Source organism: Chryseobacterium sp. VD8 (genome assembly GCF_037149975.1).
GTDB classification, from domain to species: Bacteria; Bacteroidota; Bacteroidia; order Flavobacteriales; family Weeksellaceae; genus Chryseobacterium; species Chryseobacterium indicum.
The window spans coordinates 12,398-28,372 of sequence record NZ_JBBCQL010000031.1; the positions used below are offsets into that span (position 1 = coordinate 12,398).

19 protein-coding genes are annotated in these 15,975 nt (G+C 31.8%); 5 read left to right on the forward strand and 14 right to left on the reverse strand.

All coding sequences use genetic code 11. From position 1 onward, the window contains the following. Window positions 1-198 precede the first annotated feature (198 nt). The 5 genes from WFK35_RS05675 to WFK35_RS05695 all read right to left on the reverse strand — a co-directional run bounded on the left by WFK35_RS05675 (window position 199) and on the right by WFK35_RS05695 (window position 3,999). A complete protein-coding gene (locus WFK35_RS05675) occupies window positions 199-1,257 on the reverse strand; it encodes a hypothetical protein (RefSeq protein WP_336688515.1) in 1,059 nt (352 codons plus the stop codon). Window positions 1,258-1,636: 379 nt separating this feature from the next. After that, on the reverse strand, window positions 1,637-2,059 hold the full coding sequence (locus WFK35_RS05680; protein ID WP_336731780.1) for an arsenate reductase ArsC: 423 nt from the start codon (window positions 2,057-2,059) through the stop codon (window positions 1,637-1,639). A gap of 121 nt (window positions 2,060-2,180) precedes the next feature. After that, entirely contained in the window at window positions 2,181-2,717 is a 537-nt protein-coding gene (locus WFK35_RS05685; protein WP_336731781.1) for a DUF6428 family protein, read from the reverse strand. Between the two features lie 17 nt (window positions 2,718-2,734). Beyond that, window positions 2,735-3,067, reverse strand: coding sequence for an ArsR/SmtB family transcription factor (locus tag WFK35_RS05690; RefSeq protein ID WP_290263477.1), 333 nt, complete (start codon window positions 3,065-3,067; stop codon window positions 2,735-2,737). Window positions 3,068-3,819: 752 nt separating this feature from the next. Next, window positions 3,820-3,999, reverse strand: coding sequence for a SymE family type I addiction module toxin (locus WFK35_RS05695; RefSeq protein WP_336731782.1), 180 nt, complete (start codon window positions 3,997-3,999; stop codon window positions 3,820-3,822). 275 nt (window positions 4,000-4,274) lie between these two features. On the opposite strand from WFK35_RS05695, the gene WFK35_RS05700 reads away from it, so the two are divergent. Both WFK35_RS05700 and WFK35_RS05705 read left to right on the forward strand, forming a co-directional pair. Further along, window positions 4,275-4,535 (forward strand): helix-turn-helix domain-containing protein, encoded by a 261-nt coding sequence (locus WFK35_RS05700; protein ID WP_336731783.1) that lies wholly within the window; start codon window positions 4,275-4,277, stop codon window positions 4,533-4,535. A 53-nt stretch (window positions 4,536-4,588) separates the two neighbouring features. Next, the gene (locus WFK35_RS05705) at window positions 4,589-4,813 is read left to right on the forward strand and encodes a helix-turn-helix domain-containing protein (RefSeq protein WP_214590926.1); all 225 of its coding nucleotides are present in this window, start codon (window positions 4,589-4,591) and stop codon (window positions 4,811-4,813) included. 173 nt (window positions 4,814-4,986) lie between these two features. On the opposite strand, the gene WFK35_RS05710 is transcribed toward WFK35_RS05705, so the two are convergent. The 6 genes from WFK35_RS05710 to WFK35_RS05735 form a co-directional block, all read right to left on the reverse strand. Next, complete coding sequence (locus WFK35_RS05710; RefSeq protein WP_336688520.1) at window positions 4,987-6,429, reverse strand: S41 family peptidase; 1,443 nt, start codon at window positions 6,427-6,429, stop codon at window positions 4,987-4,989. 48 nt (window positions 6,430-6,477) lie between these two features. Then, a complete protein-coding gene (locus tag WFK35_RS05715) occupies window positions 6,478-6,981 on the reverse strand; it encodes an SMI1/KNR4 family protein (RefSeq protein WP_290263447.1) in 504 nt (167 codons plus the stop codon). 220 nt (window positions 6,982-7,201) lie between these two features. Continuing rightward, entirely contained in the window at window positions 7,202-8,281 is a 1,080-nt protein-coding gene (locus WFK35_RS05720; protein WP_336731785.1) for a serine hydrolase domain-containing protein, read from the reverse strand. Window positions 8,282-8,346: 65 nt separating this feature from the next. Beyond that, entirely contained in the window at window positions 8,347-10,521 is a 2,175-nt protein-coding gene (locus WFK35_RS05725) for a UvrD-helicase domain-containing protein (RefSeq protein WP_235129596.1), read from the reverse strand. A 270-nt stretch (window positions 10,522-10,791) separates the two neighbouring features. Next, window positions 10,792-11,691: a hypothetical protein gene (locus WFK35_RS05730; RefSeq protein ID WP_336731787.1), complete on the reverse strand. Its 900-nt coding sequence runs from the start codon at window positions 11,689-11,691 to the stop codon at window positions 10,792-10,794. 124 nt (window positions 11,692-11,815) lie between these two features. After that, window positions 11,816-11,998 carry a SymE family type I addiction module toxin gene (locus tag WFK35_RS05735; protein ID WP_336731788.1) on the reverse strand — a complete coding sequence of 61 codons (183 nt, stop codon included), beginning with the start codon at window positions 11,996-11,998 and terminating at the stop codon, window positions 11,816-11,818. A gap of 357 nt (window positions 11,999-12,355) precedes the next feature. Between WFK35_RS05735 and WFK35_RS05740 the strand changes: the two genes are divergently transcribed. From WFK35_RS05740 to WFK35_RS05750, 3 genes are all read left to right on the forward strand, one after another. Then, entirely contained in the window at window positions 12,356-12,637 is a 282-nt protein-coding gene (locus WFK35_RS05740; protein ID WP_336731789.1) for a helix-turn-helix domain-containing protein, read from the forward strand. Between the two features lie 91 nt (window positions 12,638-12,728). Beyond that, window positions 12,729-12,983, forward strand: a complete 255-nt coding sequence (locus tag WFK35_RS05745; RefSeq protein WP_336731791.1) for a helix-turn-helix domain-containing protein — start codon at window positions 12,729-12,731, stop codon at window positions 12,981-12,983. A 75-nt stretch (window positions 12,984-13,058) separates the two neighbouring features. After that, the gene (locus WFK35_RS05750) at window positions 13,059-13,310 is read left to right on the forward strand and encodes a helix-turn-helix domain-containing protein (RefSeq protein ID WP_087707305.1); all 252 of its coding nucleotides are present in this window, start codon (window positions 13,059-13,061) and stop codon (window positions 13,308-13,310) included. Between the two features lie 151 nt (window positions 13,311-13,461). On the opposite strand, the gene WFK35_RS05755 is transcribed toward WFK35_RS05750, so the two are convergent. The 3 genes from WFK35_RS05755 to WFK35_RS05765 form a co-directional block, all read right to left on the reverse strand. Continuing rightward, a complete protein-coding gene (locus tag WFK35_RS05755) occupies window positions 13,462-14,265 on the reverse strand; it encodes an HNH endonuclease (protein WP_336731792.1) in 804 nt (267 codons plus the stop codon). Window positions 14,266-14,342: 77 nt separating this feature from the next. Continuing rightward, window positions 14,343-15,338: a PIN domain-containing protein gene (locus WFK35_RS05760; protein WP_336731793.1), complete on the reverse strand. Its 996-nt coding sequence runs from the start codon at window positions 15,336-15,338 to the stop codon at window positions 14,343-14,345. A 143-nt stretch (window positions 15,339-15,481) separates the two neighbouring features. Beyond that, window positions 15,482-15,975, reverse strand: a 494-nt coding sequence (locus tag WFK35_RS05765; RefSeq protein ID WP_336731794.1) for a TCP-1/cpn60 chaperonin family protein, incomplete at its 5' end; no start/stop codon positions are given.

Here is a 15,975-nt window from a genome sequence, read left to right on the forward strand (position 1 = left end):
GGGATTGCAAATCCGTGCTATCGGGTTAAACTTTCTAGGGACATAATTTTATATTATTACAGCTAACGGTTTGGGTATTGCCAAAGGCGGGGATTTTTAGCACCAAGGTTCAATAGAATAACGAAAGTTGAAACTTTCACAAATGCCCAATCAAAGCCACTCAGCCTTAGCTATTGGCAATACTTTTTAATGGCAGTTTTATTCCATTCCTAAATACTCTAATTCTTTGTCAATTAATAATTCTATATTGAAATAATATTCTTCATTTATTTGCTTTGAAACTGCTATTTGAAGCTCATATTCATTAGAATTATTCAATTCTAGATAAATTCTATTGTCTAAATAATTAGACTCGCTATTTTTCCAGTCAAAATTATTTAAAGAAATATGTCCTCCGTTAATTGATGTTAATTCTAAATAATCAGCTGTAAAATTTAAATTCCTGTTTAAATCAATAAAGGCATAAATATTAAAATCTAAAAAATCCATCTTACTCAAAATGTTATACATTTCCGTATCATATACAAAGCTGACGCTTCCCTTTATTTTATATTTACTTTTATCAAAAACATTATTTAGTCCCTCATAAAGTTGCTTTGAAGCATTAGCAACACCTCCATTTAATCTTATATAATCTTCATCAAATTTTAATTTAATTCCGGAAGGTCTTATTTGGTTACTACCTTTAGGAACAAAATTAGCACTTGCTGAAAATGTTACTCCATTACTTTTATATGAAAATGTTGCGTTTGGAATAAGGTTGGTATCTATTAAATTATCTACAAGAGTTACCAACTCGTCATTTCTCAGATTAATTAGTCGTTGTGTTTTGATCGTTTCAAAAATCTCAATTAGTTCTTTCTTCATTTGCAAGAAGTCCTCCGTTATTGAAGGTACAACTGTCGCACTTAGTTTGGACTGTTCTATTTCTAGCGAGTAGTACAAATAATTTACTCTTTCACTCTTCTCTAATTTATTTGAAAATGAAAACCTTTGTGCACTTGGAGCTATCTCAAACAAATTTAGTAACTTATCATAGTCCGAAAGATAAAAAGTTGAATTGAAGTGGTGAAAGTTAATTTCGAACATTGAATTAAGTTTATCTATAAGCTCAGGCGTTTTCAAAATAAATCGGTAATAAAAAGACTTCTTATCACCCATACATAAAGAATCATTGATTAATTTAATATCTTTAAATAATTGAGAAAGAGGAATGTTTTTTTCTTTGAGTCCATATACCCTGTGTGTAGTTCCCATTTTTTTCTAATTGCTGCTAACGTTCCGGTGCTTGCCAAAGTTACTGGCTTCGGAAACGATTATTTTCTGTTAAAGATAAAGTTTCTTGTGTAATGTATACGAGATTTACTACAAAATTCGCAATCTTTCCAAAAGCCTGTTTATATATTACCGAAGGCGGAGATTTTTAGGACAAAAGTCCAATCGAAGTCGTTCGTTCACCCAATGTCTCGGATTTGTAATTTCCATATTATAAAATCACGGATTACAAATCCGCGCTATCGGAGCAATAAAAATATCAAATATATTTTTTTCATTCTTTCATTTAAAATATACTCCCGATGTCGCAGATTTGCAATCTGTAACTTTAATTTCCATATTGTAAAATCGCGAAACCGGGCTATAAATTATCTGCGACAAACTGTTGGCAATAGTCTTTTATTTGTTGTCTTACTTTTCTAAACTCCTCTTTAATCTCTTCTTCTTTTCCGGTAACCTTTGCCGGATCTGGAAAGTTTTGATGAAATTTTTTTGCCTTGCTCGGAAAATAGGGACAACGTTCTTTTGCGTTGTCACAAACTGTAATTACAAAATCAAACTCAATGTCGGAATATTCTTTAATGTTGTTTGAAGTGTGTTTTGAAATATCAATGTTATCTTCCTGCATTGTGGCAACAGCTTTGGGGTTCACCCCGTGTGTTTCAACCCCAGCACTGTAAATATCTGCTTTATTATTTGCAAAATACCTCAGATATCCTTCTGCAATTTGGCTTCTGCAGCTATTGCCGGTGCAAAGCACCAAAATTTTCTTTCTGTTTGTCATACGAATAACCAAATGATGTTTATGATGAAAAATTTCGGATCAAAACCGAATATGAGCTGTAGCACAATAACCGAAGTTGTTATAATAATTGGCTTTTTGTGTTTTATGAAAAAAGATTTCATCAGCAGCAAACATTTTTGTCGGAACTTACAGTGTCATCAACATTGGCGTTACAGCCGCAATTATTTTTAACGTTTTCCGATGAAACGGTACAGCAAGCCGATTGCGTTGTGAGGTCAGATAAATTTACTTTTTGTTTTTCCTGCGGAATACCACATTTGTCATTTGCCAGACAAGCCGTTGTTTTGTTTTGCAAAATAAAATTTACCCCGTCAAAAGCCAGCCCGTATTTTCCGATTGTATTGCTTTGATATTCAACTTCAATTTCAGCATCTTCAATGTTTAATTGCTTTTCCGAAAGCTCGATGATGTTTAAAAGCTTTATGGGTTTCAAACGATGTTCGAGGTCGTTTGCATTCCACAACTGAAAGTTTACCATTTTTTCTTGGCGTATTGTTCCGCCACAATCGATGAAGTTTTTAGTAACCATTCCGATTTCGGTAACGTGAAAATGTTCAGGAACGAAAGCTCCGTTTTCCAATTTAAACGTAACATTGTCTAATGTAGGCAAAAGTGCTTTTACTTGTGATAATTTCATTTTTATTTGTTTTTAGTTCAACAGCAGTTGTTTTTCTTGTTAGATAGTTTTATTGAAATGTTGGCGAAATAATTTTGCAGCTTCTCGATAGCTTCTTCTTCAATACAATAACAGATTGAATTTCCCTCAATGCTGCCTTTTATCAGCCCTGCATTTTTGAGTTCTTTCAGGTGTTGTGAAACGGTAGGCTGTGCAAGTGGCAGTTCGTTTACAATATCACCACAAATACAAGTATCAACTTTCATTAAATATTCTATAATTGCCACCCTTGCAGGATGCCCCAACGCTTTTAAAAGTGTTGCAACCGTATTTTGCTTATCTGTAAAATGGTCTGTTTTAGTTGCTCCCATTTTTTTTCTTTAATTTTATATTGCAATATTACGATATAGGTTTTAAACTTACAAACTTTTATTTTCTTTCTTGTAAGAATAAAAACAACCTATGTCATAATCTGTAACTTTAATTTCTATATTGTAAAATCACGAATTACAAATGCGTGCTATCGTCATCTCCGTTAGTTCCAAACAAGGTTGTTTTACATTTCCGGAGTACTCCGGAGGTCTTGCGCAACTTGCGGGAAACTAAATACGGTCGCAGGAGATTGCAAACAAGGTTGTTTTACATTTCCGGAGTACTCCGGAAGTCTTGCGCAACTTGCTGGAAAGCAAATACGGTTGCAGGAGATTATAAACAAGGTTGTTTTAGATTTCCGGAGTACTCCGGAGGTCTTGCGCAACTTGCGGGAAACCAAATACGGTCGCAGGAGATTACAAACAGGGTTGTTTTATATTTCCGGAGTACTCCGGAGGTCTTGCGCAACTTGCGGGAAACCAAATACGGTCGCAGGAGATTACAAACAAGGTTGTTTTAAACTTCCGGAGTACTCCGGAGGTCTTGCGCAACTTGCGGGAAACCAAATGCAGTTGCAGGAGTTTACAAACAGGGTTGTTTTACATTTCCTGCAAACGCAGGAAGTCTCGCGCAATCTGCGGGAAATCAAATGCAGTTGCAGGAGTTTACAAACAGGGTTGTTTTACATTTCCTGCAAACGCAGGAAGTCTCGCGCAGTCTGCGGGAAACGAAATGCATTTTTCAGATTATACTATTTCGCAACAGTAATGGTGAGCTTCTTTTTCTTTTGCTGGATGTGTATAGTTTTTCCTTTTCCGAAACCCAGTTCATCAAGCCATTTTCCTCTGAGTATTATTTCCGGAACGATAATAAGTTGATTGCTGCTTTTCTGAAATCTTGAATGGATTTTAAGTTTTCTTGAATTCATCATGGTGTTTTTGTTATCTGATAAATTTGGTTTTTGGTTATTTGTTTTTACATTTTTCTGGCTGTACAGGAGGAAGCTGTAAAAATACCTGAACTTCCTGCCTATACAAACCAAGGGTATATGATAAATTGTGTTTTTTTATCTCTAAATAAGCAGTTAATTTTATATTGAACTTTATTCCTTTTATTCGACAAATATAGTATAATTTTTGAAAATGGTAATATATTACCATGGAATATTTGATTGAATTTCCAAAATTGCTATTAATTATAAAAATAATGGATAGCAAAGATGTTTTAAAGTTGTATATGAAGAGTTTTTCTGAACATCTGAAAGAGATTAGGAAGGAGAAATACAATTCTATGGACGCTGTTGCTCAAAATTCCGTTTTCGACTCCAGTAATTATAATAAGTTTGAAAACGGTAAAGGAAATCCAACCATTGAAACTATTCTTAAAATGGCTTCAGCCTTTAAAATTCCGCCAAAAGAATTATTCGATTTTGACTTTGATATAGAAAAATATAAAATTGATGAATAAATTCTGAGAACAGTTGGAAACTTTCTAAATCACCACGTTATATTTACAATGGAATGGATAGAATTGAATTTCGGATAGCTTTTGGGAAAAGAATTGAAAAATTTAGAAAAAAATTGGGATTAAGCTATCGGGAATTAGCTCAAAAATGTGATGTCGACCATAGTAATATCAGCAAAATTGAAAAAGGAGAAGTTGATGTTAGAATTTCTACCATACAGGAATTAGCGAAAGGCTTAGAAGTACATCCGCAAGAATTGTTTGATTTTGAAGTGGGGTAGAATTTTTGAGGGGAGGAAGAGTTTTTTTAGCTAATAGAATAACGCTTTTGGGTTTGGCGAAGGTGAGGCTAGAAGGGACTAAAGCTCAAATTTAGTACAAATACTAATAAAAATACAAATGTTCAGTCTATCACTAAAGCCCGCTTTTGGCAATACCCTTGTTGGGCGTTCGTTCATTTATTCTCTTCAATTAGTTTTATTACATAATCCATTTGTCTGTCAAATTTTGTTTTTAAGTCATTTGGTTTTATTTGTATTTCAATATCTGGTTTTATTCCTTTTGGGTCATATTGAAAATTGGGTGTCTTCATTTTGTATTGAAAAGTGGGTATCCAAACTAATGTTTTTGAGTAAGGCAAAACAAAGGCTTGCCCACCTGAATTACTATAATTACTTCCTTGCGAATATTCACCGTAAAATTTTCCAATTTTATATTCTCTCATTAGTGCTAATAAATGTCCTGTGGTTGAAAAACATCCGCCATTAATTAGAACACTTATTTTACCTTTATAATAATTTGGTTTGTTCTGCTGTTGTTCAAACCACCAATAATCCGCAGCATCTGTTGCTGTATAGCAATTCAGTTCGTATTTTTGTTTTGTTTCGTTCAAATTTATTTCCTCAATATTTTCAGGATATTGAGCAAAGTGTTTCCATTCTTTTACCGTATTATATTTTGCTCCCACATAGTCAAAATAGTAAAATGTTTTATCTGTAAGGTATGAAAAAAGGTAGTTTGCCATTTCTGCTGCTCCACCACTATTATCTCGTAAATCAATTATTAAATTTCTAGTTTTTAAACTTTCTAACTGTATAAAAAAATCATCTAATTGTTTTTCTGCAATTTTTCTATCTTTTTCATTATAGCCATTTTCAAATGAATGAAATTTTAGAATTGCCAAATTATTAGTTCTAAATTCAGTTGTTAAAGGTTCAATTTTTTCAGAAATGTTTTGGGTATGGGTTTCAAAAGTTATTCCGTTGAATTTTTGTTTTTTCTTATGATTATTTTGGTCTAAATATTCTATTTCAAATTGGTTGGTTTGATTTAAAACAAAATAGTAAAAAGGGAAGTTTTTGAATCGAGTATTCAATCCTGTTTCATTTCTGCCTTCAAGGTGAATAAATTTTTCAATCTCTTTCACTACAGATTTTATCTCTTTTCCATTTATTTTTAAGACTTGCAAACCAATAAAATCTTTGTTGGTATCTGTGGTTTTACCTAAATAATAATTGTCATTAATCTTATAAATACTGAATGGAAATACTAATCTTTCTTTAAGCAAAGAAATAATTTGAGCTCTATCAACTGCTGTATGTCCGTCTTTAATTTTTGCCATTAAAGTTGCTGTCAATTTGTAATATTCAATAATAGATAAATCTGTTTTGATGCTCTTTTTTAATGATAAATAAGTTTTGTTAAATTCATTTTTTGTACAGAACATAAACTGTCCTGGATGGATAGTATTTGTTAAATTATAAAGTTCAGAAAATTCAACAAGGATGCTGTCTTTTTTCAATGTTTTATCAAACAATAGATTTTCTGTCTTTGTGTTTTGTGCAAAAACAGAATTAATTATAAAAAATAGTAAAGGCAGTAATAATTTTAAATTCATCGTTTTTTTTCTTTATAATACGGTCTTTTTTGAATGACATCTGGTTTTTTATTCTCCCCATTCTACTGGGTCAAATGGTTCAAAATCTCTTTCCACAAAAGGTTCTGTCAAAATGCCTGTCGAACATAACCAAGTTATCATTTCGTCTAATGTTTTTCCAATTTTGTAAATTTTTTCGCTATGTCTTGGTAAAATATAATAGTAGCTTTTATAAAGTATGAGTTCATCCCCGTCAAATGTGTCGCCAACCCGTACTGAATTTAATACTTCATCTTTTGTCAAAATGTCTTTCCCCTCGTCCCAAAACCAATACTCCGTTATTCTGTTTTTCCATTTTGATAATGTATTCATAATCCTTTTTGGTAAGTACATTCTTATATAGGTTCCACCAAGAATTCCATTACCAAATGTCAAAACATAATCTTTATAATCGTCATCAAATTCGATAGCTAAAGTTTTTTCACATAGTTCGATTTCTTGTTCTGTAGCTAAAAACAGGTCTGTTTTATTGGTATTATAATTTGGTATAATTCTGTAATTTTCAAAATTCATATTTGTCAGCTATATTTTTATTTGTTTACTTTATTAAATTCTGTAACATAGTCAAAACCAAGACCGATGTCCGATGTCGCGGATTTGTAATCCGTGATTTTAATTTTCATATTCTGAAAGTATAGGTTGCAAATTTTTTTTGCGAAAGATGTTCTTGGTAAATAAATGTCACGGATTACAAATCCGCGACATCTGAACTTTCATCTTCAACAAATCAATTCTAACTCCCATAATTTTCTTTCAGCTTTCTCATTAAAAGTCTCACGCCCTGTTGTGTATCCGGATTAAAAGAGTTGGTGAAAATAATATATGCTTTGTGCTTTAGTCTGTCGATATGAACAAGGCTGTAATACGTTCCTGCTGTACCGGAATGGGTAGAAAGTTCCTTTCCGTTCTCGTAAATATTAAACCATCCGATCGAATAATTCGGAATTCCTTTGTGGATAAAAGTATACGTTTTGGCTTTCAGGTAATTATTTTTTCCTTCAAGCCCCTGAATATTAAGCTGAATGAATTTAATGTAATCTTTCAGTTTTATATTGATGTCTCCCGAAGGTTCTGTGTAATCCAGATGATAATCAAATATGGAAGGAACAGGCTGTAGTTTGCCATCTTCCGTAAAATGTCCCCAAGTATCTTTCTGCTTCTGATTTTCCGGCCACGATAATTGTACGTTTAATTTTAAATCTTTGTTAAAGACCTGATCAACCAGTTGTTCCCAACTTTTACCGGTTACTTTTTCTACCATTAAAGTCGCTAAAGTATATCCTGCATTGGAGTAGACAAAAGGATGCTGTTCGTTTGTTTTTGCAGGTTCTAACGTCAGTACAAACTCTCCGAACTGTTTTCTTTTTTCCTGATGAGTTATTTTAAAATCCGGAATTTTAGGATCATCTTCTCCCTGAAACGGCTGAATTCCTGCTTGGTGAGAAAGGAGATCCTGTAACGTAATATTGGCATATTCGGGTTTGCTTTTCGGCTTCCATTCGGGAAATAAATCGAAAAATTTAGTCGTCCATTTTAATTTTCCGTTTTCAACATATTTGGCAATGATAAATGCAGTCATAGCTTTGGTATTGGAACCGATATGAAATCTGTCGTTTAAAGTTGCCGTGTCCGGAAGATCAACGGCGTGTTTTCCTAATGCCGCGATTTCCAGTGTAGATTTGCTGTCGATAACCGCGTAGCTTACTTCCGGAATATGATAAGCTTTCCGGATTGAATCCGCAAAATGAACGGTTTTCTGACCAAAACAGATAATTGACAGTATTAAGAACAGGAGGGAGGTTATTTTTTTCATCGGTTTTTTGCTGTAACATCATTATATTTTTGTAACACGCAGGCAAATTTTAACACTTTGGAAATCTATTCTTTTTCATTGTTTTCAATTTCGTCTTTTTGTTCTGATATTTTTTGTCCACAATATGGACAAAATTTATGAAGTTTTTCTAATTGGCTGAAACAAGTGCTGCACAGGATTACCTTATCAAAAACCTGTTTAATTTTGTTTGTAGTTCGAACTGTGTATGCAGTTGGAATTTCTTTTAAGAAACTCGATTCATTTCCCTTTTGAGTAATTAAAAAAAGCTTTTCTTTGGCTCTGGTAATAGCAACATAAAATAGACGTCTTTCTTCTTCCATAAGCAGATCGTGATTTGCTTGTTTTATCACTTGGAAAATCCTGTCTTCAAGCCAAATATCCGGAAAGCCACCATTGCCTTCCGTTAAACCAATAATGAAAACAACTTTTGCTTCAAGTCCTTTGGATGCATGTATTGTCTTACTCTGAACACGAATATTTTCATTTTTAAATCTGAAAAAATAAGGCGTAAACATCTTACTTCGTCTGTACAGAAATAAAATTTCATCATTGTTTATCCCGTCTTCTAACAGCTCTTTTACTTTATCTGTACAAAATTGCAGATTTTCATCTTCTGTATTTCCTGCGAAAACAACGATCTTATGTTCGGATTTTTTTGATGCCTGAACGTCTTTTTCTACCTTAAATTTGTTGTGTTTAATAACTTCGTTGCTTGCACCAACAATATTTTGTGTGCTACGATAATTTAGATTGAGTTTTATTGTTTTTGCATTTGCAAAGTGTTTTTCAAATTCTACAATATAGCTCACATTTGATCCTCTGAAACCGTAAATGCTCTGCCAATCATCACCAACGCAGAATAACTGGGTATTGTCGGTAAGTAATAATTTAATAAGCTCTACTTGTAAATTGTTTACGTCTTGAAATTCATCAACCAAGATATATTGAAATTTTCCTTTGTATTTGTTTGCTATATCTTCGTGATTTTGAAACAATGAAGCTGTTCGTGAAATTAAATCGTTAAAGTCAAGGTAAGATTTGTTTGTACAATAATGAATATATTTTTTCACAATGGGAATTGCCAACTCATAAAAAAAGCGTACACGTTCGTGTTGATCTTTCCCAGCGTTTTCTGAAACTTTATCTATGCAGATGTTTTCAACTTTTATCATATCCGTAATTCTTAAGATTTGTAGAATAAAATCTTTCACGTTTTCATGATAGCCATTAAATTCTTCTTTAAAGTTTATGGAAATATTTTGGTGATAATCTGATGGTAAACGATTTTTAACAATTTTGTCGAGCGTGTGATTGAACAAAGCAGAATCTTTTGTCATACTTTCAAAAGTCCTGATTAGCAAAAGATTCCCTATTTTAAACTGTTCTTCTTTATCTTTTGTTGAGTAACTTTTATTGCTAACGTGCTCAAGGTAAAGATTTGCATTCGGGATATAAAAATCAGGAGTAAAAGTAAAATCTTTAATGTTTAGCAAAGGTTCATATTCGAATTTTATGCTGTGGCGATAAAACCAATCTGCAATAAATTGTTCTGATTTCGAACGTACTTTTGTTCCGTTAAGTGTAGTAAAATATTTTCCGTCTTTGGGTATATATTTAGGATCTATTTGTTTTAAATGGATTTTGTCTATGATATAATCCAGAATATAGCGTTTTAGCTTTAACAGGTATTCTGTGTTTTCACATTCGTCTATCAGTAATTTATGCATTACTTCAAAAGCCGTTTCGGGAGCAATGTGTTTTGAAAGTTCACTCTCGTCGTCGCGCTTTTCGTCTCCTATTATTTTGAATTTGTTATCAAACTCATTTACACCATAATTACGTAAAACACTGTAACAGAAGCTATGAAAAGTTTTAATTGTAAGTCCGTCGATCCAGGTGTATTTCTTCTGTTGTAAAAATCTTTCTTTTTCTTTGTCTGCAATACTTTTTTGCTTGTCAAAAAGTTGTTTCTCGTATTCACCACTTTCGTCTGCAGAAATGATAAGCCGGTCAATCATCTCATTTGTTGCGTTTTTTGTAAAAGTAATCGCAAGAATACCGGAAGGATTCACATTTTTTTCTTCAATTAAGTAAATGAGTTTTTGCAAAAGTGTTTTGGTCTTTCCTGAACCTGCTCCTGCAAGAACTAAAAGTCTCTTATCTTCGCTAATAACTGCATCTTGCTGTTTCTCATTTAAAGCACTTAAATTTGTTTTCACTTTTTTGTTTTTAGTTTTTTATTGATTATCGCCTTATTTATAACGGTTCTTTATATTCCCGAACTTCAAGCGAACTGCAATAGTTTAAATATAGTAAAAAAGTTTAATAAAATCGGTATAGTGTATTTGTAATCGGATTAATTTCAGGATTTATAGTAAAGTGAAAAATATTCTGATATTAGTTTTTAGGTATTTTTACGAACGAGGTTCTTGGGTAGGGAAATGTCACAGATTTCAAATCCGCTGCATCTTTTTAAATATTAATAAAAGTTATTCTCTTTTTCTGCTAATGATTTCTTCAAGTCCGGGTTTACAGGTTAATAAATGCCATCCGCCAAAAACAATAAATATTCTGTCGTTGCTGTCTAATAATTTATCAACGGTACTTAGTAAAAACTGGTCGCGTATTTCTTTGGATTTTCTTCCGATTTCCTGAAATTTCCCCACTGGTTCAAAGGGATTCGTAGGTTCAAGTTCCAAAATGTCGAAAGGACGTTTCAACAGCTGCTCATAACCGGATTTATAGAAACTGAACTTTTGTTCGGACTTGGATAATGCTACACCGCCTTTTTTAATGATATAGTTTTCTATAAATGTATTGTATCTTTTTTCTATTTCGCGGAGGTCTGTAATGTGCTGTCCTTTAAGTCCCCACATAAGGCGTTCTGTAATGATGTACGCCAAGAATTCTTTTTTAGAATAGCTTTTAAGTAATTCTTTAAACTCGAAGGAAACTGGCGGATCTCCGTCAACTGTTTTTATTTTTAGACTGTCACTAAGTATTTTAGTTAATCCAATTTCGCCATCTTTTAATAAGGCATCCTGTTTAGAAGTATAAATTTTCTTTGAGATGTCGCCTCCTTCATTAATGGCAATATTGGGTATGAAAGCAAAAAATTTCTGCTCAATTTTTGTAAACATTGGATTTTCAATATCCGAATCGTCTGTGAGATGAGCTACACCGCAAAACACCACTGTTTTTTTACCGTTTGTAAATTCCAGAATATACGGATTGAAAGGAAGTTGTTTGTTAGAATCCAGCTTTATGTCGAGATAACTTGTTGTAGGATAAGCAGGCGCAACATCGTTACCTATTTTTTTATTGAGGTTTGAAGCGCTGCAACTTACAAGCAACACAGAAATAAAAATGCAGATCAAGGGATGTTTCATAGTGATTTTAGTTCATTGCGGCTGACTTTCAAATTTACACATTCGTAGATTGTATGCATACACAAACCATTGTTTTTCTTCACGTTTTTTAGAAAGTTAATAATTTTGTAGATATTGCGATGATTTATAATTTGTCCACCGTAATGATAATTTTGTTTTTCTTCTGCTGAATATTCACCATTTTTCCTTCTCCGAAGCCTATTTCATCAAGCCATTTTCCTCTGAGGCGGATTTCCGGAACGATGATGAGTTGGTTGCTGCTTTTCTGAAATCTTGAATAAATTTTAAGTTTTCTTGAATTCGTCATGGTGTTTTTGTTATCTGATAAATTTGGTTTTTGGTTATTTGTTTTTACATTTTTCTGGCTGTACAGGAGGAAGTTTTAAAAATGCCTGAACTTCCTGCCTATACAAACCAAGGGTATATGATGAATTGTGTTTTTAATCTCTAAATAAGCAATTTTTTACGCCATATTTCAATTTTCTTTTGTTGTCTTGTATACTAAAAATTACCAGTTTTCGAATCGAGATTCTGAGCAATGGCTTTTTATATTCTTTGAAGTAAAGGTATTTTTAGCTTAACTTGTTTTACAAATATAAAACAATTCTTGAAATATGTACTATAGTACATAATTTTTTTTAATGTTTTTCATTCACTTTGACTTATGAATGAATCATTAGACGAAATAGAAAGATTTGTTATAAAACGTATAAAAGAAATACGTGAAAAAAAAGGTATTACTCAAGAAGAGTTATCTCTTTCGATTGGTAAGAACATAGGATTCATTTCACAAATTGAGGCACCTTCTAAAAAAGCTAAATATAACTTAATTCATTTAAATTTAATCGCCATTGCATTAGGTTGTTCTATTAAAGATTTCTTTCCCAATGAACCAATTAAAGAGAAGAAATACGATATTAAAGAAATTAAAACGAATAAGTCCTGATGAAGTTTGAAACTTTTAAAAAGTCTAAAATTTATCCCATGTATAAATGGGAGATTGAAGAATTAAAATTCCAAATTGTAAGCTTATTCAATTGCATAGGTTAAAGAGAAGTCTTTCACAGTTCCAACTTGGAAATGAACTTAATCTATCAAGTAATCATGTTGGTAGAATTGAGCGTGCCGAAACTAATCCAACAATAGAAAACCTAGTTAAATTCTGCAACTTTTTTGAAATTGATATGTTATTTTTATTTGCGAAGCTAACTGATAAAGAATTAAAAAATATTGAAAGTGAGATTGAATATCTGCAAAAAGAATTTAAAAATAAAAATAAAACAAAATCCTAACGAGAGTTGGGATTTCTTTATTATTCCAATAATATTTATTTTTATAAATGCAATTTAATTGAAAACATAGTATTAATGGATTTTCACAAAGACCTGCAAATCTTGATAGGAAAGCGTATTTCTGAAATTAGAATGAAAAATAACCAAACTCAACAAGATTTGGAATTTTTAACAGGTATTGATTCGGCAGAAGTAAGTAAATATGAAAAAGGAAAAAGAAATCTAACTTTGAAAACTATGATAAAGTTTGCCGTAGCATTACAAATTCATCCAAAAGAATTATTTGATTTTGACTTTGATATAGAAAAGTATAAAATTGATGAGTAAACCTCGATATCGCGGATTTGCAATCCGTAGTTTTAATTTTTATATTGTAAAAGCGTAGATTGGAAATTTTTACGAATGAGGTTTTTTGATAGGGAATGTCACGGATTATAAATCCGCGACATCTGAGTCATATACTATTGAGCATCGTATTTTATTGGTTTATTCTTTTATCTTCGTCCGTATCTAATGGACTTTTATAATTATTTTCCTTCAGCCATTTTTCATAAATACTTATATCTTGACCATTTAACAATATTGCATACTCAATTCCCAAAATAATACAAATAAAAATTATATATTTTTCTTCATAATAAATGAGGTCATATTCATTTAAGATTTGATAGGACTTTTCTTCTTTTTGAGAAGTAAACATTTCTGTTTCTTCATAAACCTTTCTTGTATAATATTCCCAATATTGCCCTTTTCCGTAGCGAACATATTCACGAAGAACATCTAAACCCTTATCGTTAACAAATTCTAAATTCCAGTTATCAACTTTCTTAACTTTTTGTGCTAGTGCTTCTATCGCAATTTTGCCAAGTAATCTTGATAAAAGTAAATGCTTTTTTGGTGGTCTATTTTGAATTGGAATTTTAAAATTTGTAAGCTCTCCACTTAATATCTTTTCAAAAATTTCTTTTTTTTCTACAACAATTTGTAAACTTTTTCCTTCACTCTCCAAAATTTCAACCTTACCAAATTTTAAATTACCAAAAAATCCAACTTCGTTGGGAATCTTTTTCTTTTTGTTAGGAATGTAATTTCTATTTCTTAAACTTCTAAAATAAGGTAAGTCTAATACTTCTCTCTCTATTTTGGTTGAAAAATAGTTGTTACAAGCATCACAGACAATGCCTTTTTCAAGAATGTGATTATCATTACCTAAAGATTGCGGAATTATATGCTCTACGCTTTTGGAATTATCTGAATTTTTCTTACAAAATATGCAATTCATTTGTTATTACTAAGTTTATGAAGGATAGTACTGTTTTTCTAGAAATTGATTAAGCCGTAATTTCATAGCTTATTACCTTAAAGTGGTGGTGGAGATGGTGGAACTATCGGGTTTAACCTTGGAATATTTGTTCTAAATTTTTGCAGTAGAGCTTCATCAATCTTTTCTTTATTTTTATCTACGATTACATGTAGCATTTCGTTGATATCTTCGTCTTCACTAATCCAAAATATTTGATTATTTTCTAAGCTACTTGATATTATTTGATTAATTTGTTCAGTTGAAAATATATCGAATTTATAAAGTTTTTGTAGAATATTTCTCGCACTATAAAAGCTGCCAGCACTTTCTAATTTGTCAACTAATAGATCTTTTTCTAGTTCCGTAGCTAGTTTAATATCTGGAAATATATCTTTGAAAAAGTCTGATAATGTTTTATAAAATTTAATTGTACTGCCTTTTTTCTTATTCCATTCTTTAGCCAAAAATGTATTGAATTTTGAATTTTCAATTTCACAAAAATAGTCTTTGTCATCGGCAATAAAATACAGATCATTTCCATATTCAATTGTTTTTAATAAAGATTCCCAATTTAAAGCATCCCCATATGATTTATTTTTTCCTGGGGGATTACCCAAATCATATCTTAATTTAGAATCATCAACTAATTGTTTAGTAGTATTTATTATATTAGATTTTGAAAATAATAAGCTAATTACTTTATCTGCTTTAAGATTTTCACTTTCAATAGCTAACATAATATTTTTTAATAACTTTTGTTTCTCATGATTAAAATCTTTAATTAACTTTTTTAAATTTTCATATTCTTTATATTCCTTGCAAAATTGTGGAAATTGAATATCAAGTTTTGATGAGTTAAAAGTTTTTAGTGCATCTGCAAGCTTAGTATCTCGATTTCTTTGAAATTCATTGATTACCTGCTTAGGAAGGTGTAATTCTAACTTATCATTGTCTAGTAGAACTTGTAGTTTATTTAATTCTTCTAAATCATCATTAGAGTAATGGTAAAATTTTAAATATACGTTAGTGTCAATAAAGAGATGTATTGTCATTATATCGTTTTTGTACAATTAGTTTTAGCTAAATTAAAAACTTTAAATTATATGATCTTTACGGAAAACCATATTTCATTTTAAAATAACAAAAAACCGCTCTACAAAAGCAGAACGGTTTAATTTATTTATAGCAGTTAAGACTACATCATTCCCGGCATTCCGCCACCCATTGGCATAGCCGGTTCGTCTTTTTTCACTTCTGTGATTACACATTCTGTTGTTAAAAGCATTCCTGAAACAGAAGCTGCATTTTCAAGGGCAACTCTTGTTACTTTTGTAGGATCGATGATCCCTGCTTCAAGCATGTTTACATACTCGTCTGTTTTAGCATTGTACCCGAAATCTCCGCTTCCTTCTGCTACTTTAGCAACGATTACAGAACCTTCTCCACCTGCGTTGGCAACGATTTGTCTCAATGGCTCTTCGATTGCTCTTTTCACGATCTTGATCCCTGTGTTTTCGTCTGCATTTGCACCGGAAAGGCTTTCAAGAGAAGCGATCGCTCTTACCAAAGCAACACCACCACCTGCAACAATACCTTCTTCTACAGCAGCTCTTGTTGCGTGAAGCGCATCGTCCACTCTGTCTTTTTTCTCCTTCATTTCCACTTCAGAAGCAGCACCTACGTAAAGTA

Excerpts from the sequence above, each read along its gene's own strand:
- WFK35_RS05675 (WP_336688515.1), bottom strand. The coding sequence starts at position 1,257 with ATGGGAACTACACACAGGGTATATGGACTCAAAGAAAAAAACATTCCT.
- WFK35_RS05680 (WP_336731780.1), bottom strand. The coding sequence starts at position 2,059 with ATGACAAACAGAAAGAAAATTTTGGTGCTTTGCACCGGCAATAGCTGC.
- WFK35_RS05685 (WP_336731781.1), bottom strand. The coding sequence starts at position 2,717 with ATGAAATTATCACAAGTAAAAGCACTTTTGCCTACATTAGACAATGTT.
- WFK35_RS05690 (WP_290263477.1), bottom strand. The coding sequence starts at position 3,067 with ATGGGAGCAACTAAAACAGACCATTTTACAGATAAGCAAAATACGGTT.
- WFK35_RS05695 (WP_336731782.1), bottom strand. The coding sequence starts at position 3,999 with ATGATGAATTCAAGAAAACTTAAAATCCATTCAAGATTTCAGAAAAGC.
- WFK35_RS05700 (WP_336731783.1), top strand. The coding sequence starts at position 4,275 with ATGGATAGCAAAGATGTTTTAAAGTTGTATATGAAGAGTTTTTCTGAA.
- WFK35_RS05705 (WP_214590926.1), top strand. The coding sequence starts at position 4,589 with ATGGATAGAATTGAATTTCGGATAGCTTTTGGGAAAAGAATTGAAAAA.
- WFK35_RS05710 (WP_336688520.1), bottom strand. The coding sequence starts at position 6,429 with ATGAATTTAAAATTATTACTGCCTTTACTATTTTTTATAATTAATTCT.
- WFK35_RS05715 (WP_290263447.1), bottom strand. The coding sequence starts at position 6,981 with ATGAATTTTGAAAATTACAGAATTATACCAAATTATAATACCAATAAA.
- WFK35_RS05720 (WP_336731785.1), bottom strand. The coding sequence starts at position 8,281 with ATGAAAAAAATAACCTCCCTCCTGTTCTTAATACTGTCAATTATCTGT.
- WFK35_RS05730 (WP_336731787.1), bottom strand. The coding sequence starts at position 11,691 with ATGAAACATCCCTTGATCTGCATTTTTATTTCTGTGTTGCTTGTAAGT.
- WFK35_RS05735 (WP_336731788.1), bottom strand. The coding sequence starts at position 11,998 with ATGACGAATTCAAGAAAACTTAAAATTTATTCAAGATTTCAGAAAAGC.
- WFK35_RS05740 (WP_336731789.1), top strand. The coding sequence starts at position 12,356 with ATGAATGAATCATTAGACGAAATAGAAAGATTTGTTATAAAACGTATA.
- WFK35_RS05750 (WP_087707305.1), top strand. The coding sequence starts at position 13,059 with ATGGATTTTCACAAAGACCTGCAAATCTTGATAGGAAAGCGTATTTCT.
- WFK35_RS05755 (WP_336731792.1), bottom strand. The coding sequence starts at position 14,265 with ATGAATTGCATATTTTGTAAGAAAAATTCAGATAATTCCAAAAGCGTA.
- WFK35_RS05760 (WP_336731793.1), bottom strand. The coding sequence starts at position 15,338 with ATGACAATACATCTCTTTATTGACACTAACGTATATTTAAAATTTTAC.